Here is a 21,169-nt window from a genome sequence, read left to right as displayed (position 1 = left end):
TTTTGCTCTGCTACGATTGTTTCCCCGGGAAAACAGCCTCCCGCTCTGCAAAGAAAGACGGTGTCCCGTCCAAGCGCTGGTGACTCACAACGGAGCCTTCCGTGGACACCGCCTTGCCCGACACTTCTTCCCTCGCGCCTTCCGCGCGCCCCGAGCCGATCTCCTTCGCCGAAGCATTCCGCTTCTGGCTCAGGCTCGGCTTCATCAGCTTCGGCGGCCCCGCCGGACAGATCGCGATCATGCATGCCGAGCTGGTCGAGCGGCGGCGCTGGATCAGCGAGAAGCGTTTTCTGCATGCGCTGAATTTCTGCATGCTGCTGCCCGGCCCCGAGGCGCAGCAACTGGCCACCTACATCGGCTGGCTCATGCACCGCACCTGGGGCGGCATCGTGGCCGGCGCGCTGTTCGTGCTGCCCTCGCTGTTCATCCTGATCGCGCTGTCGTGGATCTACCTGCGCTTCGGCAACGTGCCCGTGGTCGCGGGCATCTTCTACGGCATCAAGCCGGCGGTCACGGCACTGGTGCTGCATGCGGCGCACCGCATCGGCGGCCGCGCGCTCAGGAACCGGTGGATGTGGGGCATCGCGGGCGCGGCCTTCCTGGCGATCTTTGCCTTCGACACGCCGTTTCCGGCCATCGTGCTTGCCGCCGGTCTCATCGGGTACTTCGGCGCGCGATGGGCGCCCGGGGTCTTCGCGCTCGGCGGCGGCCATGGCAGCGCGACGCAAGGCTACGGCCCCGCGCTGATCGATGACGACACGCCCACGCCGCCGCATGCGCGCTTCTCGCGCCGGCAGCTGCTCAAGGTGATCGCCTTCGGACTGGGCCTCTGGCTGCTGGCGATGGGCGTCCTCGTCGCCGTGCTGGGAACCGAGAGCACGCTCGCGCAGATGGGCTGGTTCTTCACCAAGGCGGCGCTGCTGACCTTCGGCGGCGCCTACGCGGTGCTGCCCTACGTCTACCAGGGTGCCGTCGAGCACTACCAGTGGCTTTCGGGCGCGCAGATGATCGACGGACTGGCGCTCGGGGAAACCACGCCGGGGCCGCTGATCATGGTGGTGGCCTTCGTGGGCTTCGTCGGCGGCTGGCTGAAGCAGGTGCTGGGGCCCGACTCGCTCTTCCTGGCGGGCGCCCTGGCTGCAACGGTGGTGACCTTCTTCACCTTCCTGCCCTCCTTCATCTTCGTGCTGGCCGGCGGCCCCGCCATCGAGGCCACGCATGGCAGGCTGGGCTTCACCGCGCCGCTGTCGGCCATCACGGCGGCAGTGGTCGGCGTGATCCTGAACCTGGCGCTCTTCTTCGCCTACCACGTGCTGTGGCCCAAGGGCTTCGGCGGCCATTTCGACGCAGTGTCGGCGCTGATCGCCGCGGCCGCGGTCGTCGCGCTGTTCCGGTTCAAGGTCGGGGTGATGCCGCTGCTGGGCGCCTGCGCGGCCATCGGGCTGGCGGTGACCTTGGCGCTACCCTTGCTGCGCTGAAGGATTCGGCATGACCCTCCGAGCCCCGGCCGGAGCCGAACCGGCGAGCCCCACGCCCCGACCACGCCGCGGCCTCGCGCGCCTGCTGCCCTCCGGGGTCGATCCGGGCGCCCTGCCGCTGCTCGTCGCGCGGGGCCTTCGCGCCTTCGCCGATGGATACATGGCCGTGCTGCTGCCGGCCTACCTGCTGTCGATAGGGCTGGGGACGCTGGAGGTCGGCATCGTCAGCACGGCGACGATGCTGGGCTCGGCGCTCGCGACACTCGCGGTCGGCGCCTGGGGATATCGCTTCGCGGCGGGGCGCCTGCTTCGCTGCGCTGCCCTGCTGATGGCCGCGACGGGCATCGGCTTCGCCGGGCTCTGCTCGTTCTGGCCGTTGCTGGTCGTGGCGCTGGTCGGCACGCTCAACCCCAGTTCAGGCGACGTCAGCGTTTTCCTCCCCCTGGAGCACGCGCGGCTGGCCAGCGCGGCGCAAGGCCACGCGCGCACGGCCCTCTTCGCCCGCTACAGCCTGCTCGGCGCCTTGTGCGCGGCCCTGGGTGCGCTGGCTGCGGCGGCGCCGGACTGGCTGGTGCGGCACACGGGACTCGGGCGGCTCGATGCACTGCGCGGGATGTTCGTGGTCTACGCCGCCATCGGACTGATCGTCTTCTGGCTCTATCGGAACCTGCCAACACAAGCAGGCGCGGGCAGCACTGACAGCATGCCCGTGGCGCCAGCTCCGCTGGGCCCCTCACGCCGCGTGGTGATGCGGCTGGCCGCCCTCTTCAGCATGGACGCGTTCGCCGGCGGGCTCACGGTCAACGCGCTGATGTCGCTCTGGCTGCTGGAGCGGTTCGGCTTCTCCTTGACCCAGGCCGGCGTGTTCTTCTTCTGGACCGGCCTGCTCAGCGCAGCATCGCAACTGGCGGCGCCCGTAGTGGCGCAGCGCATCGGCTTGCTCAACACGATGGTGTTCACGCACCTGCCCGCCAACGTCTGCCTCGTGCTCGCCGCGGTGGCGCCGAGCCTGCCGGTCGCGCTGGCCCTGCTGATGATCCGCAGCTCGCTGTCTTCGATGGATGTTCCCACGCGAACGGCCTATGTGATGGCGGTGGTGACGCCCGCCGAACGCAGCGCGGCCGCGAGCTTCACCGCCGTGCCGCGAAGCCTGGCCGCGGCCATCAGCCCGACGCTCAGCGGCGCGCTGTTCGCAGCGGGCTGGATCTCGCTGCCGCTGGTCGCATGCGGACTCCTGAAGATCACCTACGACCTCACGCTCTGGCGCGCGATGCGGCGTGACCGGCTGGAGGGAGACTGAGCGCAGCCGTGGAGGCACGAGGCCCTTCCGGAACACGACGATCAGGTCGCCTCAATGGATGTGCTGGTGATGCACATCGGGAACGTGGGAGTGCGCGTGGCGCATCGGCTCGTGCACATGGGAGTGGCTGTGCGATCCCACGGGAAGCACGTCGTGCGTGTGGTCGTGATGGCCGTCGTCATGGCGGTGCGCGTGCTCATGCTCGAGGCGTTCGTGCTCGTGCTCGTGGCCGTGCGACTCCGCCAGGTGCAGCGTCACACCCAGCATCATCAGGGTGCCGCCGGCGGCCATCGCCCAGGTTCCGCTGCGATCGCCCAGCGCGACGGAGAAGGCTGCGCCGATGAACGGTGCGAAGGCGAACACGGAGCCCGTGCGTGCCGCACCGAAGGCCCGCTGGGCCAGAAGGTAGAAGCGCAGGCTCAACCCGTAGCCACTCGCACCGATCGCGAACAGCGCAACAGCGGCACCCCACGCCGGCATGGGCTCGCCGAGCAGCCATGCGAGAACGGCCGTCGCTACCGTTCCCATGGCCGCCTTGCCCAGCACGACTTGTCCCGGGTCGCGTTCAGCCAGGGCGCGCGAGAGCGTGTTGTCAGCCCCCCATGCGGCGGTGGCAAGCAACACCGCGAGCAAGCCCCACGACTGCATGGCGCCGCTGCGCCACTGGTCCAGCACCAATGCGACGCCGCCAGCCAGCAGGAGCAGCATCGCGGCCCACACGCGCCGGTCCATCGTCTCCTGATACAGCAGACGCGCGAGCAACGCCGTGAACAGCGCCTCCAGCGTCAGCATCAGCGAAGCGCTGGCGCCGCTGGTGTGCTGGAGCCCCCAGGCCAACGCCACGGGCCCGAGCACGGCACCGAAGGCGGCCATCGACAGGAGCCGCGGAACATCGCCCCGCACCACGCGAGCCTCTCGCTCCATGCGTTGACGCGAAGCCATGCCGATGGCTGCCGCGCCCGCGTACAGCAACGCGGCCGTGGTGAATGCACCCAGCCCCTTGCCGAAGTGCTGGACCAGCGGCGTGCTGACGCCGAAGAAAAGCGCCGCAAGCAGCGCGAGCAATCCGCCGCGTGCGGCAGGCAGGGAGAAGTGTTTCGCCGTCATGGGATGCCTGGTTCATCGTGAAGCGAATGGCTGTCCGCTCGTGGCGTCGGACAGCCTCGGCCATGGCAGAGATTCCTGAATGCCGGGAATTCATGCTCCTGGGGTTCCTGGGCGCATTCTCTGCGCACTCTGAAAGCCACTGCGAAGGTTCTGCCAGCCGGGTGGAGTTGCGCGAAGGCCGGGAGCAGTTCAGCATCCCCAGTCCTCCAATCCCAACGACCAGATACGGAGACCCCGAATGAGAAAGCTCAAGATCATGGAGCACGTGTCGCTCGACGGCGTGATCCAGTCCTCCGGCGAAGACGGCTTCCCCTATGCCGACTGGACGGTGCCCTACCGCACGCCCGCCGGCCGTGACGAGGTGCTCGCCGCGCATGGGCAGCGCTTCGACCTGCTGCTGGGCCGACGCACCTACGACATGTGGTCGGACTACTGGCCGAAGGCGCCCGCGGGTCCGATGGCGGACGGCCTCAATGCGGCCACCAAGTTCGTCGTCACCCACCGCCCGGAGAGCCTTGCGTGGGGACCGTTCGAGGCAGTCGGCACCGACGTGGTCGAGGGCGTGCGGCGCATCAAGTCGCAGGCGGGGCCGGACCTCGTGCTGTGGGGCAGTTCCACGCTCACCTCGACGCTGCTGGCGCAGGGACTGGCGGACGAGGTCATGCTGATCGTCTACCCGGTGCTCGTGGGCACGGGCAAGCGCCTGTTCGCGCAAGGGACGCCGGGGCGCGCCTTCGAGCTCGTCGGCACGAAGACGACGCCGTCGGGCCTCTTGCTCAACACCTACAAGCTCGCGGGCGCGTTGAAGGCGGCGTAGCCGGGTGGCAGGTGCAGCATCGGCGGCATGCCGCATGCTTCAGAATCAGGCATGAACCTGCGACAGATCGAGGTGTTCCGCGCGGTGATGATCACCGGCTCGGTGAGCGGCGCGGCACGCCTGCTCCACGTTTCCATTCCGGCGGTCAGCCGGCTGCTTTCTCATACCGAGAGCCGGCTCGGCTTCCTGCTGTTCGAACGGGTGAAGGGCCGCCTGCATGCGACGGCGGAGGCGCGGCGCCTGTATCTGGAAGTGGAGCAGGTCTATGGCGGCGTGCAGCGCATCGGCAGCCTCTCTCACGATCTCGCGCTGCGGCGGCGCACCCTGTTGAGCATTCTCTCGAGTCCGAGCATCGGGCAGACGCTGGTGCCCCTGGCGATCTCGCAGCTGCGCAACGCGATGCCCGACGTGCAGGTCCACTTCCACTGCCTCACGCACGAAGCGTTGAAGGAACGCATCCTGCAGCAGCGGGCCGACCTCGGCATCTCCACCTTTCCGGTCGACCACCCCAACCTCGCGACCAGGCCCCTGGCAAGCAGCCGCCTGATGTGCATCTGCCCGCGCAGCCACCCGCTGGCCATGCATGAGGAAGTCGGCCTGGACGAGTTGCTGCCCCATGAATTCATCGGCTATCCGCACGGCTCGCCGCTGGGCCTGCGCATCGACCAGATGTTCGAGACGCGCGATGCGTCGCCACGCATCAGCGTGGAGGTGACCTCGCCGCAGTACGCCTGCTCGCTGGTGCATGCCGGCGCCGGCATCGCGCTGGTGGACGAGTATTCGCTGCAAGGCTGGCTCGGGTCGCCCTTCAAGGCGATACCGGTGCGCGGCGCGCTTCCGATCGTGGCCGACCTGGTGTATCTGCAGACCGAGCCGCTTTCGCCAGCGGCCCAGGCGCTGCTGCGCGCCCTGCACAGCGTGCTGCTGCAGCGCGGGCTGGCGATGCCGTTGGCGGACGACGACGAGATCCTGCGCTGACGGCCCGGGGGCGCACGCCCCCTGCCGGATGCCTGCGCGCCCTGCGCCGGTGCAGGCGCGCATGCGCGCACCAGCGGGAGGCAGACCTTTAGCACGCTGTTAAACCCGAGCGACAAATCGTCATTCGACGTCACGCGAGCCGCTTCGAATAATCGATTGCACCGATCACACGGCTGCAACGAAGAAGGTTCAAATGACATCGCGCCCAGGCTCTCCCCCCCGTTTTCTCGGCCTTGCCGTCGCCCAGATGGGCCCGGTCCACCTGTCGGACAGCCGCGAGTCCGTGGTGGCCCGCCTGGTCGACATGCTGCGCCAGGCCCACGGCCGCGGCGCGGAGTTCGTGACCTTTCCCGAACTCGCGCTCACCACTTTCTTCCCGCGCTACTGGATGACCGAGGAGGAAGCCCGCGAGCGCTTCTTCGAGCGCAGCATGCCCGGCCCGGCGACGCAGCCGCTCTTCGACGAGGCGCGCAGGCTCGGCGTGGGTTTCTACCTCGGCTATGCGGAGCTCACCGAGGACGGCCGCGCCTTCAACTCGGCGGTGATCGTCGGGCGCGACGGCAGCATCGCGGGCCGCTACCGCAAGATCCATCTGCCGGGCCATTCGGAGCACAAGCCCGAGGCGCCCTTCCAGCATCTCGAGAAGAAGTTCTTCGAGGTCGGCGACCTGGGCTTCCGCGCCTTCGACACCGACGGCGTGCGCATGGGCATGTGCCTGTGCAACGACCGCCGCTGGCCCGAGACCTACCGCGTGATGGCGCTGCAGGGCGCCGAGGTGGTGGTGCTGGGCTACAACACGCCCTCGCTCAACATCCACTGGAACGAGCCGGCACACCTGCGCACCACCACGCACCTGATCTCGCTGCAGGCCAATGCCTACCAGAACGGCATCTGGGTGGCAGCGGCAGCCAAGTGCGGCTCCGAAGACGGGCACCACATGATCGGAAGCTCCGTGATCGTGGCGCCGACCGGCGAGATCGTCGCGCGCGCCGTGAGCGAGGAAGACGAAGTGATCTGCGTGCGCGCCGACCTGGCGCTCGGCGCGCACTTCCGCGAGCACGTCTTCAACTTCGCCAAGCACCGCCGCCCGGAGCACTACCGCCTGATCGTCGAGCGCACCGGCGCCGGGGATCCGCTGCCATGAGCGGGCAGCAGCCTTCGTCCGCACCGAGGGCCCTGGGCATCCTGGGCGGCATGGGACCGCTGGCGGGCGCGACCTTCGCGCTGCGGATGGTGCAGCTGACCGAGGCCGCCGTCGACCAGGACCACATCCCGACGATCCTGTGCAACGACCCGCGCATCCCCGATCGCTCAAGCGCCATGCTGCAGGGCGGCGAGAGCCCGCTGCCCGCCATGCAACGCGGCATCCGATTGCTGGAGGCCGCAGGCGCCGGCTGCATCGCGGTGCCCTGCAACACCGCGCACCTCTGGTTCGACGACCTGAAGGGCGCCACCCATCTGCCGTTGCTCAACATCGCCGAGGCGGTGGTGCAGGACCTGCGGGGCCACGGGCTCCTGCAGGGCAAGGTGGGCGTGCTCGGCACGCCGGCCACGCTGGCGCTCGGCCTGTACCAGCGCGCGCTGGAGCAGGCGGGGTACGAGGCGATCGTTCCCGCGGCCGACGATGTGCAGCGCCACTGCGTGGCCGCCATCGCTGCGGTCAAGGCCGGGCAGGTCGATGCCGCATGGGAGCCCGCCGCGCAAGGCATCCGCGCGCTGGTCGCACGCGGCGCGAAGGCCGTGGTGCTCGGCTGCACCGAGCTTCCGCTGGCGGTTCCGCATCACCGGCGCGGCGAGTTCGACTGCGTGCTCACGGACTCCATCGACGCGCTGGCCCTGGCAGCGATCGCGCACTGCCGCCGGGGGCACTGAGGCGCCCTTCCCACTCTCCCCTTTTTTTACTTCCACGAAATCCACGAAAGCCCCTTCCGATGATCCATCGCAAGTTCTCCCGCCCGATGGCCGTGCTGGCCGCTGCCTTCGGCCTGCTCGCAGGCTCGGCCCCGACCTGGGCCGCGTGGCCCGAGAGGCCCATCACCTTCGTCGTGCCCTCTGCGGCCGGCGGCTCGCCCGACGTGCTCTCGCGGCTCGTGACCAACGAGGTCTCGAAGTCGCTCGGCGTGCCGGTGGTCATCGAGAACCGTCCCGGTGCGGCCGGCAACATCGGCATCCTGCAGATCAAGAGCAAGCCGGCCGACGGCTACACCATCGGCTACGGCAACGTGAACACGCTGGCAGTCAACCGCACGCTGTTCAAGAAGCTGCCCTACGACGTGGACCGCGACCTGGTGCCGGTGGCCCAGGCCTTCGACCTCTACAACGTGCTGATCGTGCCCAAGGAGTCTCCCATCCACGACGTTGCCGGGCTGGTGGCCGCGGCGCGCAAGCAGCCGGGCAAGCTGTCCTTCGGCGCACCCGGCATCGGCACCACCGGCCACATGGGCGGCGAGCTGCTGCGCAGCATGGCCGGCATCGACGTGCTCTTCGTGCCCTACAACGGAGGACCGGCCGCGCTGCAGGACCTGATGGGCGGACGCATCGACTACCTGTTCGCCAACTCTTCCGAGGTCGGCCCGCTGGTCGCGTCCGGCAAGGTGCGCGCGCTCGCGGTGAGCAGCACCAGGCGCATCGCCATGCTGCCCAACGTGCCGACGCTGGACGAGGCGGGCATCAAGGGCTACGAGACCGTGGCCTGGGGCGGCGTGGTCGCACCGCGCGGCACGCCGCGCGAGGTGATCGAGAAGCTCAATGCCGCGATCAACGCCGCGCTGGCCACCCCCAGCGTGCGCGAGGGCCTCGCCAAGCTGGGCGCCGTGCCGGCCGGCGGCACGCCCGCCGACTTCCAGCGCACCATCGACCGCGAGACCAGGCGCTGGGGCGAGCTGATCGAGCACAACCGCATCGAGAAGCTCGACTGATGACGGGCCCCGCGACTCCATCCGGGCAGCAGCAACAACAACATCACTTGCTGCTGCTGCGCGGCGGCACGGTGATCGATGGCAGCGGCGCCCCGCCGCGCCGCGCGGATTTGCTGGTCGAGGGCGACACCATCGCCGACATCCTGCCGCCGGGCAGCGAGGTTGCCGGCGCCGGCATCGTCGAGCTCGACGGCCTGAGCCTCGCGCCCGGCTTCATCGACTCCCACACCCACGACGACGGCTACCTGCTGGCGCATCCGGACATGGTGCCCAAGGTTTCGCAGGGCGTGACCACGGTGGTGACCGGCAACTGCGGCGTGAGCCTCGCGCCCGTGCCGCCCGGCAGCCCCCTGCCCCAGCCGCTCGATCTGCTGGGCCCGCCCGAGCTGTTCCGCTATGCGAGCTTCTCCGGCTGGATGGACGCGCTGCGGCAGGCGCCCGCCGCAGTCAACGTGATCCCCCTCGTGGGCCACGCCAGCCTGCGCGTGAGCGCGATGGACGATCTGCAGCGGCCCGCCACGACGCAGGAACGAGCCGCCATGCGGCAGCTGCTGGCCGAGGCGCTGGACGCCGGCGCGTTCGGCATGTCCACCGGCACCTTCTACCCGCCCGCACAGCACGCCACCACGCAGGAGATCACCGACATCGGCCAGACCATGCGGGGCCGCGGCGGCATGGTCTACGCGGTTCACCTGCGCGACGAATCCGACCGGATCGACGAGGCGATCGAAGAGGCCCTGGAGATCGGACGTGCACTGACCGCGCGCGTCGTGTTCTCGCACCACAAGCTCGCGGGCGAGCGCAACCATGGCAGGTCGGTTCAAACCCTCTCGCGCATCGACGAGGCCGGCGCCATGCAGCCGGTCTGCCTCGACTGCCATCCCTATCCCGCCACCTCGACGATGCTGCGGCTCGACCGCGTGAGGCTGGCACGCCGCACGCTCATCGCATGGTCGAAGGGCGACCCGTCCGCGCAGGGACGCGACTTCGCCGACCTGCAGCGCGAATGGGGGCTGGACGACGAAGCCATGCTGCAGCGGCTCGCGCCCGCGGGCGCCATCTACTTCCTGATGGACGAGCGCGACGTGGAGCGCATCCTGGCGCACCCGCGCACGATGGTGGGCTCCGACGGGCTCCCCTTCGATCCGCATCCGCATCCGCGCCAGTGGGGCACCTTCACCCGCGTGCTGTCGCGGCTGGTGCGCGACAAGGGTCTGCTCACGCTGGAAGCCGCCGTCCACAAGATGACCGGACTGGCCGCGAGCAACTACGGGTTGGTCGACAGAGGCCTGCTGCGGCCCGGCCTGCGGGCCGACCTGGTGGCCTTCGACCCGCAGCGCGTGACGGACCTCGCCACCTTCGACAACCCCGTCCAGGCAAGCCGGGGCATCGAAGGCGTCTGGGTCAACGGGCAGCGGGTCTGGGACGGGCGGCGCCCCACCGGCCTGCGGCCCGGCAAGGTGCTGCAGCGGCACTGAGCCGGCATTCCTCTTCTATCGATGATGCACACGACGCAGAAGGCCCTTGTCTTTCCGATGCAAGGCCTGACAAGGGCGAGCGATCGGAAGGAGCTTCAGCGGATGCTCGACGCGTATTGAAAGGCCGCAGCCGCCGGAGCCGGCCTCACTTCCAGTTCGTCTCGACCCAGTCGCGCACCTTCGCCCACTCGGAGGAATTCTTGATGTAGTCCTGCGTCGCGCTCACCAGTTCGCCGACGTTCCTGTAGTCGTCCAGGCCGAAGGGCTGGGCCAGGGGCACATTGCCGCGCATGTAGTTGCCGCCGAGCATCTGGCCGGCCTGGATCGCCGCGAGTTCGGCGGTGGCGTCCATCGTGAGGTTGAGCAGCGCCGTCGCCGGCACGGTGCCATTGCCGAAGGGCCACAGCCAGTGCGTGACGCCCCAGTCCAGCGGGTTCGGCACCGAGCCGGGCGAGATGCCGACCGGGTTCACGCCGGTGCCCAGAGAGAGCATCAGGATGTCGGAGGTGCCGCTCGCGTAGCCCTGGTAGATCGCCTCCACCATCGCCGTCATCGAGGGGTTGTTGGCGAAGGTGCCGCCGTCGGCGAAGTAGCCGTAGCTGCCCACCTGGTAGGGCGGAAAGTAGGTCGGCGCGGCCGAGGTGGCCAGCGCCGCATCGACCATGCTGATGCCGCGATAGGCGTTGCTCGGGCCGTTGGAGATGGTGCAGGGCTCCCAGCTGTTCTGGCTCGGGTCCCACAGCCGCGCGGAGTTGACCGCCACGAAGCGGCTGGCCGAAGAGAGCGCGCCGGTGCCCACCAGCTGCTGCGCGACCTGCTGCAGGCCGGTGTTGACGTACTGGCACTTGAAGATGCCCGGGCCGCTGCCCCGCAGCTCTTCGGTCGACTTCGCCGGAGCCTTGTCCTGCTGCTTCGCTTGCGCATCCAGCAGCCAGCCGTTGGGCTTGAAGATGGTGGCGCCGTCGTTCTCGTAGATGTTCACGATGTCACCGATGGCCACGCCGTTCACCAGGCCCAGCGAGATCAGCCCGCCGGTGGAAGTACCGGCAAAGCCGTTCGCGCCTGCGACGATGCCGAAGCTCTGGTCCAGGTCCTGGATCAGCAACGCCGTGATGACGCCGCGAATGCCGCCGCCGTCGCAGCAGAGAATCTTGAAAGACATGCTGTGCTCCTTGCTCGAGTGGATGGGCGCCGCGACGCCCTCTTTCCATCGAAGGCACCGGGCTTTCAATGCGGGGATTGCCGGTGAAGCGATCGTTCCCCACGCCGAACGATCGCTGGCTGGACAGCCACGAATCTCTCAGGCGCAATGTGGGTCAATCGGTGCGGCGATGCATCACTCGAACAGGTGAGTTTCGGCCTCCGGGAAGCAGGTCGATCGGGCTGTACAGCCCTCCTCATACAAAGAAAGTCGTCATTCCTGCGCGCCGTCGGGCAGCCTGGCGATGACCTTGATCTCGAACTTGAAGCCGTAGAGCCACGTCACGCCGACGCCGGTCAGCGTGGGGTGCGGCGCATCGCCCCAGTACTCGGGCACGATGTTCCAGACCGTCTCGAAGTTCTTCTCCGGGTCGGCGATGAAGACGGTGACGTCGACCACGTCGTCGAAGGTGCAGCCCGCGGCGGCGAGCACGGCGTTCAGGTTCTTGAACGCGAGCCGCGCCTGTGCTTCGAGGTCGGGCTCGGGCGAGCCGTCCTCGCGGCTGCCGACCTGCCCCGACACGAACAGGAAGCCGTTGGAGCGGATCGCCGGCGAGTAGCGGTTCTTTTCATAGAGCGCCTGGCGCCCGGGCGGGAAGACGACGTCGCGTTTGGCCATGGATGCTTTCTTTCTTTCTCTTCAATCAATCAATGAACGGGATGAAGGGACTTTAGAAAAGCGCGCCTCGCGGATAAACGGGCAATGCCGACAATGACTGTTTGGACAGACCAAACAATCGATCGACACTCAAGGCACCTGGGAAAGCGCGCACATGGACCGTTTCGACGCGATGCAGGCCTTCGCCCGCGTGGTGGAGGCAGGCAGCTTCACCAAGGCGGCGGAGACGCTGCACATGAGCAAGACCAGCGTGACCCAGCTGGTGCAGCAGCTCGAAGCCAGGCTGCGCGTGAAGCTGCTCAACCGGACCACGCGCAAGGTCGGTCTCACCGCCGACGGCGCGGCCTACTACGAGCGCGTGGTGCGCCTGCTGGCCGACATGGACGATGCCGAGACCAGCCTCTCGGGCGCATCGGCTTCACCGAGAGGCCGGCTGCGTGTGGACGTGCCCACCCCGCTGGCCCGCACGATCCTGGTGCCGGAGCTTCCGGCGTTCCACGCACGCTACCCCGACATCCAGCTCGACATGGGCGTGAGCGACCGCATGGTCGACCTCATCGGCGACAACGTCGATTGCGTGGTGCGCGGCGGCGAGCTCACCGACCAGTCGCTCATGGCGCGCCATGTGGGAGACCTGCAGCTCGGCGTGTACGCGGCGCCCGGCTACCTGGAGCGCGCCGGCACGCCCCGCGATCCGCGCGAGCTGGAAGACTCGCACCACCGCATCGTCGGCTTCCTGTGGTCGCGCAACGGCAAGACCTTTCCGTATGCGATGCAGCGCGGCGGCGAGCGCATCGAGGTGCAGGGCCGCTACGTGCTCTCGGTCGACGACGGCAACGCCTACCTCGCGGCGGGCCTGGCAGGCCTGGGCGTGCTCTGGCTGCCCGGCTACATGGCGAAGGCGCACCTGCCCGGCGGCGAGCTGGTGCCGCTCTTCGAGGACTGGAGCCTCGATCCGATGCCGCTGTACCTGGCGTTCCCGCCGAACCGGCATGTGAGCGCCAAGCTGCGGGTGTTCATCGACTGGGTGGTGGAGGTGATGGCGCGGCATGCGCCGGTCGTCACCCCTGCGCCTTCGTAGCCCTCAATCGCGCAGCGGCCGAGCGATGGGCCTCGGCGACGCTCTGGAGGCTGCCGGCGCGGCCGAGGCCGAAGGGCGGCATGTTGACGTAGATGTTCTCGTAGGTGCCTGCAGACACCGCGTAGGTCTCGTGCCAGATGCCGACGGAGCCGTCGGTGCCGATGGCCCTGTTGAAGGCGCGCCATGCCGGGAGGTGCTCGGCCTCCTTGTCCTTGGCGTAGGCCAGCAGCTGCTCCATGGAGCGCCAGTACTGCAGCACGAGGATCGTGCGCGAGAACCACAGGTCGGCGTGCAGCAGGCCGCGCTCGGGCTGCTGCTTGAGTTCCTTGAGCATCCGGGGCATGGCCGCCGCGACGGGAAGCCACTTGTGCAGCTTCAGCGGCTGGTTGATGCGCATGCCGATGAGGAAGACGACGAAGTCGCCGTCCAGCCGGGCGGTCAGGCGTTCCGGGTGAATCATGGGAAGGGCCTCCTCGGGTGGTGTTCGGGTCGTATGTCCGGTTCGGCCGGACTATGTCACCGCGGGGCCCGAGCGGCGACCGCCATGCGACGAAACGCCTGTACGCGGCGCCAAGTGCGCCTGGATCAGGGTAATCCCTCCCCCACCGGAATCAGTGGAAATTGCGGATTTGCACTGCTGGAGCCCCCAAATGGCCCATCCGCTGGAGGAAAATCCATTGCATACAAAGGCAATAACACCCTCCACAGCGCCATGAAGACACTCGACGAACTCTTTGCCAATGACGAGTCGCTCCCCACCGTCCCGCGGGTGGTGTCCGACCTGATCGAGATGCTGCGGAACGACGAAGTGTCCTTCGCGGCGGTCGCGAACCGCATCGAGCTCGACCAGGTGCTCGCGGCGAAGGTGCTGCAGATGATCAATTCGCCGCTGTTCGGGCTGCGGCGCAAGATTTCGTCGATCCAGGGCGCGATCCTGATGCTGGGGCTCTCGGCGATCCGCTCGGTGGTCGTGAGTTCGGGCCTGGCGGGCACCTTCAGGAAGGTCGAGGGCGTCAGCCTGCCGGCCTTCTGGGCCCACAGCCTTCGCGTGGCCTCGGTCTCGCGGTACCTGGCTTCCAAGACGCGCCACGTCGATCCGAACCTGGCGTTCACCGCCGGCAGCATGCATGCCATCGGTCACCTGATCATGGCCCAGGCGATGCCCGGCCGGATCGGCGAGCTGAACGCCCTGCACCCCTTCGAGTCGCTCGGTCGCGCGCAGCTGGAGCTGGTCGAGTTCGGCTACCACTACGGCGACGTGAGCGCGTCGCTGGCGCGGCGCTGGGGCTTCGCCCCCGACCTGGTCGGCGGGCTTTCCAGCTTCGTGAGCCCCGACAAGTCGGAGCATGCCGATGCGCTGGGTGACGTGCTGCACCTGGCGGTGTGGCGCGTGGCGCTGGAGCGCCAGGGGGTCGACCTGGGCAAGCTCGAAGGCGGCTGGCCGAGCCAGTCGGCACTCGCGGCCGGCATCACCGAGGACGTGGTCCAGGAAATGCCGGCGCCTCGCGAACTGGCGGCCGAACTGGAATCGATGATCGCCTGACGCCGGCCCGGCCCCCGGCCGGCCGCGGGCTCAGGAAACTTGCGAGGAAACCACCTCGCGCAGCCGCAGGTGCTCGGCGCCCGCCCAGTCGACGGGCTGCTGGTTCTTCGCTCGCAGATAGTGGTGAGAGAACACCGGCAGGTAGGCTTCGAGCGTCTTCCCTGCCGCGCCCTCGCCCGCCAGGTTCATGCACATCGCCGCCACCTCGCTGGTGCAGAAGTGGTCGTCGCGGCCCGAGTTGCGCAGCTTGTACTGAGTGATCTGCTCGGGGCGGAGGCTGAGCACCGGCAGCCGGTCGAGATAGGGGCTCCTGCGGAACATCTTGCGCGCCTCGGCCCAGGTCGCGTCGAACAGGATGAAGAGCGGGCGCTTCGCGGCTGCGCCCCCGTGCAATGCCGGCTGCTCGACGCCCTGCACCACCCGCTCCGGCGCGGCGTACTGCCCCGGAAACACCACGTAGGGCTGCCACTGCGGATCGTTCAGCAGCGCCAGCAGCGCAGGATCGACCTCGGTACGGGCCCAGCCGAATGCGAAGGTGTCGGCCACCACGTCGGCAACCAGCCAGCCGGTGTTGGTTGGCTTGAGCGGCTCGATGTCGGCCATGATCAGGCACACGCCCGCGCGTGTCGCAACCGATGGGCGTATGGCGCACATGCAATGGCTGGGCAGCAGGCGGCAGCCCGCACAACGCTCGCGCTTGAAACCGCCGCGGGCGAGAAAGGGCTTGGCACTTCGCGCCAGGCGGGCGGCGCGAAGAAGGGAAACGGCGTGAGGCATGCGGGGATTCTCCGCGGTGTCGCCGCCCACGCTCTACGCCCTGCGATCAGGCAGGCGCGGCGGCATCGCGGTCGATGCCGGCGACCAGCTCCCGAAGCCACACCCGATGGGCACCGAAGCTGCCCAGCAGCTCTTCGGCCGCCTCTCTCGACCTCAGGTACCGGTCGAGAAAACGGAATCCGACCCGTGCGGCGGCGCTGCGCAAGGCTTCATCGGCCAGATCGCATTCGTAGAGAAAGTCGAAGCGGGTCGCCCAGAACCCCTGCTCGGTGCCGGCGAGCCGCTCGAACCCGGCCGGGTCTTCGATGCTGAACTCGATGAACTCCGGGCCGCCCTCGCTTTCACGAAGCGCGCAGACCCTGCTGCCGTGGTCCCACAGCGGGACCAGGGTGGGCCCTTCGGGCGCACGGGCGCCGTGATAGTTGTAGAACGGCGGCCCCAGGCAGAAGCCCCGGAAGGCCTCGTGGAGGCACTGGCCGGCAGCCAGCTGCAACAGCGCGGCGGACATGCCGAGCCGCTGCAGCTCGGGGATTCGCAGGTGTTGGTCGATCACGGCCATGTTCTCTTCTCTCGATCCTTCTCGCACGGTGGCCCGGATCATGGCGCATGAGGACCCAGGCGGCTCAGGGCGCAGGCGTCGGCGTGATCTTGCGGATCTTGTTGTTGAACAGGTCTGCCACGTAGACGTTGCCCGCGGCGTCCACCGCCACGCCGTAGGGCCGGTAGAACGTCGCTGCCTTGCCCACGCCGTCATCCGCCCCGGACGTTCCCGCCTTGCCCGCCAGCGTCCTGACCATGCCGTCCGGCGTGATCCTGCGGATCACATGGTTCGAACTGTCGCCCACGTAGAGGCTGCCGCTGGAGTCGATCGCGATGCCCACCGGAAAAGAGAAGGTCGCGTCGTTGCCTTTGCCGTCGGCGTGACCGCTCGTGTTCCGCTTGCCGAACGGCGTCGTGACCACGCCCTGCGGCGTGATCTTGCGGATCACGTGGCTGCCGAAGTCGGTCACGAACATGTTGCCGGCGGCGTCCATCGCGATGCCGGCGGGCACGCTGAAGGTTGCGGCAGTGCCGGTGCCGTCGTCCGAGCCCTGCGCGCCCGAGCCCGCGAAGGTGCTGACCGCGAGATCGGGCGCGATCTTTCGGATCCTCTGGCCCAGCGAATCGGCGACGACAAGGTTGCCCTGCGGATCGAAGGCGATGCCCGAAGGCTGGGAAAACTTCGCGCTGGTGCCGTTCGCGTCGGCCCAGCCGGCAGTCCCGGCGGTCCCGGCCAGTGCGCTCACCACCCCGGTCGGCGTGACCTTGCGGACCAGGTGGGTCGTCAGTTCGGTCACGTAGATGTTGCCGGCGGCATCCAGGACCAGGTCGAAAGGATCGGACAGGGTTCCGCCCGCGCCCTTGCCCGCCACGGTCGAGACAAAGCCCGAGGGAGAAATCGCGCGGATCAGCTTGTTCTGGGCATCGGTCACGTAGAGGTTGCCGGCAGCATCCAGCCTTACACCCCTTGGGATTTGGAAGGTGGCGGCGAGCCCCTCGCCGTCCGCATCGCCGGGGGTGCCCGTACCCGCGAACGTCGAAACCGTTGCCAGTGCCTCCTTGCAGCTGACCGTCACGCCGGTGACCTCGGCGGCTGCGTTGCCGCCGCCGTTGCTCACGGTGCAGAACTGCCACAGCGGCTGGGTGCGCACGGTGACGGCGTAGGTGCTGCCTTCCTTGACGGGAGTCGCGAAGCTGAACTTGCCGTCCGCCGTGAGCGTCAGGTCGTCGCCCGCATTGTTCTGCAGCACGAGCTTGCCGCTGGTGATGCCGCTGAGGGTTCCACCGACCGTGTGCATCGCCACAGGCGTCTCGGGCTGAGGCTGCGGCTGCGGCTGCACGATGGGAGCCAGCGGAACGAAGCCGCCGCCTCCTCCGGAGCCTCCCCCGCAGGAGGCCAGCACCACGGTGGCACCGGCGATGGCGCAGACACTGGCAAGAGCAGACATGCGGGGCGAGAACATCGGTTTCCTTTTCTTGGACGTGGGCACTTCGCCTGGCGGCGAAACGACAGGTTCCGGCACCCTTGGCCGGCGTTGGAAGAGGCGAATTCCAGAAACAGCGATAGGTCTTGGTCGAAGCACTAGAACCTCGCGCGAAGCGAAAACCGCCCCTGCGCGACTGGTCTGGACGTGACGAGCATTATCTTTGTTAACTATTTGTGTCTCAGCCATCCCCGGAATTCGGGATGTCGGAATACAAGAATCCGCCGCCGGGACGCAGGCGGGCGCAGGCCGGCGTCCTGGAACGCAGGCCCATCAGGGGGTGAAAAGGAAAGCAAGACCGGCCGCCGCCGCCACGGCCGGCCTCGACGCCGCCGGCTAGACCAGCCGCAGGTCCCTGGGTGCCACGCCGTCGAACACCTTGGCCAGCTGCGCCGGGGAAAGGCCGTACATCCGCTGGAACAGCCCGCCGAACACCGCACGATATTCGTTGAGCACCGGATAGTCGCGGTTCTGGAACAGCGTCGCCTGCGTCAGCGCCTGCTGCTCGCCAACCACGCGCCCGCCGGCCTGTGCCGATAGGCCGCCGCCGAGCACCCAGTAGACGGTGCCGTGGCCGTGGTCGGTGCCGCGGTTGCCGTTCTCGCGGAAGGTGCGGCCGAACTCGCTGATGACGACCACCACGGTCTGTCGCCAGGCGTCGTCGCCCATCTCCTGCGCGAAACCGGCGACGCCGCGGCCCAGCTCTTCAAAACGGTTGGCGAGGTAGCCGGTGGCGCCGCCCTGCCCCACGTGGGTGTCCCAGCCGCCGACGTCGACAAAGCCGAGGTCGAAGCGGTCGCGCATCAGCAGCGCCATGCGGCGTGCCACCAGCTCGAAGCCCTTGGCGGACATGGCGTTTCGGCTGGCCGCGTCCATCTCGGCCTGCACCGCGCGCATGACCTCGTCGCGCACCTGGAAGCCCTCGGCCACCGGCTGGGCCAGCGCGGTGTTGCGGTACATGGCGGTGATGACCTGGCTCTGCCGCGCGTCGATGCCCGAGCGCGCATTGCCGGCCAGCGCCATGTTGGCGGCCTTGGCGCTGCCGCGCATCGAGATCGGCAGCTGGTCGGTGAAGGCGATGGGCGACACGTCGGTGACGGGGCCCGCGCCGAGCACGCCGGCCAGCCGGTTGAGGAAGCCCGAGCGGTAGTCGCGGCGCTTGTCGAGGGCCTGGCCGAGTTCGATGGAGTCCTGCGTCTCGAAGTGGCTGCGCGTGAGGTCGTCGGTGCCGGCGAAGGCGATGAAGGATGCCTGCTTCTGCTGGAACATCGGCATCACGCTCTGCGCCAGTGCGGGATGCAGGCCCCAGTTGCCGTCCAGCGGCAGCGCGCCATTGGGCGTGCCGGGCCGCGCGATGGCGATGTTGGGGCGCGAGGCGTAGTAGAAGTCGCTGCTCGTGGGCACGAGGAGGTTGCTGCAGTCGTACGCGCCGCGCAGGAACACGACCAGCAGCTTGGCGCCTTCGGCGGAAGGCGCGGCCATCACTTTGGCAGCAGCACCTGCGAACGGTGCGGCGGCCGCGAGCTTCAGGATATCTCTGCGTTGCATGACGGTTGTCCTTTCTTCTTTCTTCCTGCCTTGCTCCTTCCCCCTCTGGGGGAAGGTCGGGATGGGCGCATGCGGCGTTCGTTCAGCCTCGGTGTCCTGTCGAACGCCGCATGCCCCCACCCCGGCCCTCCCCCGGCGGGAGAGGGAGAAAAACCGAATACCTTCAGCGGCGCATCAACTCGGGCGAGGCCAGCAGGAAGGTGTTCCATTCCTGCGGATTCTTCGCCTGCGCCAGCGCCTCTCGCGTGTCGGCGCTCATGCTGCCCTGCATCGTGCGTACCGCGCGCGAATCGGCCAGCGGCGGGAACGCGGGCTTCTCCAGCGGCGCCTTGTCGTCCGCACGGAACAGCACAGCACCGTTCGCACCGATGGCACGCGCGATCTCGAAGCGTGTGTTCATCTGACCGGCGCTGGCCCAGGCCGCCTCGTTGAGCGGATAGCCATCCGGCGTCTCGTGGCCGTAGAGCTGCTCGCCCATGCGGTTGATCCAGCCGAGCATGGGATTCACGTTGGTGGCCACGCGGTCGTCGTAGGCGAGGCGCACGCCCGCCATCACGTAGTGCACCGGATCGCGGAACTTGCGGCCCAGCGAAGCCGAGAACTCGGGCGACTCGAACAGCGCCTTCAGCGTGACGGCGATGTCGCCGTCGCTGCGCGTGAAGGCCGCGGCCATGCGCTCGACCAGTGCCTGCGGCGGATCGTCGGAGACGAAGTACACGGCCAGCTTGCGCGAGATGAAGCGCGCGGTGGCCGGCGCGCGCGCGAGGCGGTCGAGCGCCTCGTCGGCCTCGGCCAGACCGCGGCTCTGGATGGGTTGGCCCAGCAGCGTCTTCGGCCCGTAGTCGTGGCGGTTCGGGTTGAACTCGAACAGCCCCTTGCGCACGTAGTCGCCACGCAGGTTGGGGCGCACGTTCGGCGGCGGCGCATCGAGCGGCTGGTTGGTCACGCCCACGCCGGTGAGCACACGCGCGAGTTCCTGCACGTCGCCCTGCGTATAGCCGCTGCCTACGCCCAGCGTATGCAGCTCCATCAGTTCTCGTGCGTAGTTCTCGTTGATGCGGTTGGCGGCGTTCTGCGCGTTGTCGAGGTAGCGCAGCATCGCCGGGTGGTGCAGCGTGGCGCCGAGCAGGTCGCGGAACCTGCCGAGCGCGTGCGGACGGATCGCGTTGTCCTCGTAGTCGCCCACCATCGCGCGGATGTTGTCCTTGCGCAGGTTGACGTTGAAGTGGTTCATCCAGAACCACGTCATCTGCTCCTGCAGCTGGTTGGGCGAATAGAGCGCACGCAGCACGAAGCGCTGCTGCGCCTCGCGCACCAGCGTGTTGAGGTGCTGCTGGTATTCCTGCCGCGCGGCCTTCTTCTGGTCTTCGTCGGGCAGCGCGTCGGCCGCCTTGCGCTGGGCCTCGAGGCCGGTGACGAGCTGGTCGAGCGGCACGCGCGAGATTTCCATCGCGTCGATCTGCGCCTGCGCGGCCGGCGGCAGCGGCGCGGGGCGCGGGTTGAGCTGGTCGCGCATCCACAGCGACAGGCCGCGCCTGGCGAGCTGCGCGTCGCTGCTCGCATTGGCGCCCCAGCTCACGCGGTCGAGCCAGCGCAGGCGCGTGGCCTCGTCCACCTGCTGCGAGGGCAGCGACACCGAAACCATGGGCCGATGATCCCCCGGCGCGCTCGCGCATGCCGCGAGCAGCGCCAGCGCGCAGGCGCCGAGCGCCATCGACACGCGCCGCGCGGGCTGGGAGAAGATCGGCGAAGCGGTGGCCGGCACCGCCCTCACTCCCTGCGCAGGTCGTGGCGGCGCACGTCGCCGATGGCGTGCTGCGCGGTGGCCAGCGCGAGGTCGACGTGCGCGAGGCCGCGCTGCTGGTACGGCCGCGAGCGCGGGTCGTCCTCTTCGCGCGCGACGTCGGAGCGCACCTTGCGCAGCAGATCGGCCGCGGCGTGCAGGCGGCCTTCGCGCGGCAGCCATGCATCGGTGGGCTCGCGCCACTCGACGGGCTTGCCGTCGAGCCATGCGGCGTGCTGCAGGTCGCCGATGGCGGCGTGAATCTCGTCGATCACCACCTGCTCGTCGCGAGATACCTGCCCGTCCTCGGGGCGGCGGTGCTCCACTTTCCAGGCCGCGGTGCGCAGGTCGGACAAGGCGTGGAGATAGAACGGGTGCCTGCCGTATTCGTCCGCCAGTGCCGGCAGCGAAGCCGCAGCCATGAGGGCAAGTGCGGCGATTAGGCTTTTCTTCTTCATCTTCGGAGCTCCTGTGTGACAGTGGTTCAGGGACGCCTCCTCAACCACTGGAGCCCGCTT

General features: G+C 68.6%; 20 protein-coding genes. 10 read left to right on the top strand and 10 right to left on the bottom strand.

The window, feature by feature from the left end; all coding sequences use genetic code 11:
• Positions 1-101 precede the first annotated feature (101 nt).
• Both chrA and ACTJLF_RS27735 read left to right on the top strand, forming a co-directional pair.
• Positions 102-1,478, top strand: a complete 1,377-nt coding sequence (chrA, locus tag ACTJLF_RS27740; protein ID WP_440884319.1) for a chromate efflux transporter — start codon at positions 102-104, stop codon at positions 1,476-1,478.
• Between the two features lie 10 nt (positions 1,479-1,488).
• Positions 1,489-2,778, top strand: a complete 1,290-nt coding sequence (locus tag ACTJLF_RS27735) for an MFS transporter (protein ID WP_440884318.1) — start codon at positions 1,489-1,491, stop codon at positions 2,776-2,778.
• A 51-nt stretch (positions 2,779-2,829) separates the two neighbouring features.
• Here the strand turns inward: ACTJLF_RS27735 and ACTJLF_RS27730 are convergent, their stop codons facing one another.
• The gene (locus tag ACTJLF_RS27730) at positions 2,830-3,885 is read right to left on the bottom strand and encodes a DMT family transporter (protein WP_440884317.1); all 1,056 of its coding nucleotides are present in this window, start codon (positions 3,883-3,885) and stop codon (positions 2,830-2,832) included.
• Between the two features lie 238 nt (positions 3,886-4,123).
• Between ACTJLF_RS27730 and ACTJLF_RS27725 the strand changes: the two genes are divergently transcribed.
• The 6 genes from ACTJLF_RS27725 to ACTJLF_RS27700 all read left to right on the top strand — a co-directional run bounded on the left by ACTJLF_RS27725 (position 4,124) and on the right by ACTJLF_RS27700 (position 10,076).
• Entirely contained in the window at positions 4,124-4,702 is a 579-nt protein-coding gene (locus tag ACTJLF_RS27725) for a dihydrofolate reductase family protein (RefSeq protein WP_440884316.1), read from the top strand.
• A 51-nt stretch (positions 4,703-4,753) separates the two neighbouring features.
• Complete coding sequence (locus tag ACTJLF_RS27720) at positions 4,754-5,680, top strand: LysR family transcriptional regulator (RefSeq protein ID WP_019651947.1); 927 nt, start codon at positions 4,754-4,756, stop codon at positions 5,678-5,680.
• A gap of 193 nt (positions 5,681-5,873) precedes the next feature.
• On the top strand, positions 5,874-6,824 hold the full coding sequence (locus tag ACTJLF_RS27715) for an N-carbamoyl-D-amino-acid hydrolase (protein ID WP_026346100.1): 951 nt from the start codon (positions 5,874-5,876) through the stop codon (positions 6,822-6,824).
• The gene (locus ACTJLF_RS27710; RefSeq protein WP_184604018.1) at positions 6,821-7,552 is read left to right on the top strand and encodes an aspartate/glutamate racemase family protein; all 732 of its coding nucleotides are present in this window, start codon (positions 6,821-6,823) and stop codon (positions 7,550-7,552) included. The genes ACTJLF_RS27715 and ACTJLF_RS27710 overlap by 4 nt, the downstream gene beginning before the upstream one ends.
• Positions 7,553-7,611: 59 nt before the next feature.
• Entirely contained in the window at positions 7,612-8,598 is a 987-nt protein-coding gene (locus tag ACTJLF_RS27705) for a Bug family tripartite tricarboxylate transporter substrate binding protein (RefSeq protein ID WP_354323961.1), read from the top strand.
• Positions 8,598-10,076 carry an N-acyl-D-amino-acid deacylase family protein gene (locus ACTJLF_RS27700; protein ID WP_440884315.1) on the top strand — a complete coding sequence of 493 codons (1,479 nt, stop codon included), beginning with the start codon at positions 8,598-8,600 and terminating at the stop codon, positions 10,074-10,076. The genes ACTJLF_RS27705 and ACTJLF_RS27700 overlap by 1 nt, the downstream gene beginning before the upstream one ends.
• Positions 10,077-10,221: 145 nt before the next feature.
• On the opposite strand, the gene ACTJLF_RS27695 is transcribed toward ACTJLF_RS27700, so the two are convergent.
• Both ACTJLF_RS27695 and ACTJLF_RS27690 read right to left on the bottom strand, forming a co-directional pair.
• Positions 10,222-11,238 (bottom strand): patatin-like phospholipase family protein, encoded by a 1,017-nt coding sequence (locus ACTJLF_RS27695; RefSeq protein ID WP_132798427.1) that lies wholly within the window; start codon positions 11,236-11,238, stop codon positions 10,222-10,224.
• Positions 11,239-11,490: 252 nt separating this feature from the next.
• Entirely contained in the window at positions 11,491-11,895 is a 405-nt protein-coding gene (locus ACTJLF_RS27690) for a RidA family protein (protein WP_440884314.1), read from the bottom strand.
• A gap of 154 nt (positions 11,896-12,049) precedes the next feature.
• On the opposite strand from ACTJLF_RS27690, the gene ACTJLF_RS27685 reads away from it, so the two are divergent.
• Positions 12,050-12,976: a LysR family transcriptional regulator gene (locus ACTJLF_RS27685; RefSeq protein WP_126182283.1), complete on the top strand. Its 927-nt coding sequence runs from the start codon at positions 12,050-12,052 to the stop codon at positions 12,974-12,976.
• Here the strand turns inward: ACTJLF_RS27685 and ACTJLF_RS27680 are convergent.
• The gene (locus ACTJLF_RS27680) at positions 12,957-13,436 is read right to left on the bottom strand and encodes a DUF4188 domain-containing protein (protein ID WP_019651938.1); all 480 of its coding nucleotides are present in this window, start codon (positions 13,434-13,436) and stop codon (positions 12,957-12,959) included. The two genes, ACTJLF_RS27685 and ACTJLF_RS27680, sit on opposite strands and share 20 nt — an antisense overlap.
• Before the next feature lie 252 nt (positions 13,437-13,688).
• Between ACTJLF_RS27680 and ACTJLF_RS27675 the strand changes: the two genes are divergently transcribed.
• On the top strand, positions 13,689-14,519 hold the full coding sequence (locus ACTJLF_RS27675; RefSeq protein ID WP_019651937.1) for an HDOD domain-containing protein: 831 nt from the start codon (positions 13,689-13,691) through the stop codon (positions 14,517-14,519).
• 30 nt (positions 14,520-14,549) lie between these two features.
• Here ACTJLF_RS27675 and ACTJLF_RS27670 read toward each other — a convergent pair whose 3' ends face one another.
• The 6 genes from ACTJLF_RS27670 to ACTJLF_RS27645 form a co-directional block, all read right to left on the bottom strand.
• Positions 14,550-15,296 carry a tRNA-uridine aminocarboxypropyltransferase gene (locus tag ACTJLF_RS27670; protein ID WP_145758778.1) on the bottom strand — a complete coding sequence of 249 codons (747 nt, stop codon included), beginning with the start codon at positions 15,294-15,296 and terminating at the stop codon, positions 14,550-14,552.
• A gap of 46 nt (positions 15,297-15,342) precedes the next feature.
• Positions 15,343-15,855: a hypothetical protein gene (locus ACTJLF_RS27665; protein WP_440884313.1), complete on the bottom strand. Its 513-nt coding sequence runs from the start codon at positions 15,853-15,855 to the stop codon at positions 15,343-15,345.
• A gap of 64 nt (positions 15,856-15,919) precedes the next feature.
• Positions 15,920-17,284 (bottom strand): NHL repeat-containing protein, encoded by a 1,365-nt coding sequence (locus ACTJLF_RS27660; protein WP_354409690.1) that lies wholly within the window; start codon positions 17,282-17,284, stop codon positions 15,920-15,922.
• A gap of 372 nt (positions 17,285-17,656) precedes the next feature.
• Positions 17,657-18,868: a DUF1501 domain-containing protein gene (locus tag ACTJLF_RS27655; protein ID WP_184604031.1), complete on the bottom strand. Its 1,212-nt coding sequence runs from the start codon at positions 18,866-18,868 to the stop codon at positions 17,657-17,659.
• Between the two features lie 163 nt (positions 18,869-19,031).
• The gene (locus ACTJLF_RS27650; RefSeq protein WP_132751812.1) at positions 19,032-20,582 is read right to left on the bottom strand and encodes a DUF1800 domain-containing protein; all 1,551 of its coding nucleotides are present in this window, start codon (positions 20,580-20,582) and stop codon (positions 19,032-19,034) included.
• Between the two features lie 56 nt (positions 20,583-20,638).
• Entirely contained in the window at positions 20,639-21,109 is a 471-nt protein-coding gene (locus ACTJLF_RS27645; RefSeq protein WP_026346096.1) for a hypothetical protein, read from the bottom strand.
• Positions 21,110-21,169: the final 60 nt, after the last annotated feature.

It is taken from the genome of Variovorax sp. 22077, assembly GCF_052044195.1.
In the GTDB taxonomy this organism is placed as follows: Bacteria; Pseudomonadota; Gammaproteobacteria; order Burkholderiales; family Burkholderiaceae_C; genus Variovorax; species Variovorax atrisoli.
This window is presented reverse-complemented; position numbering and strand designations above follow the sequence as displayed.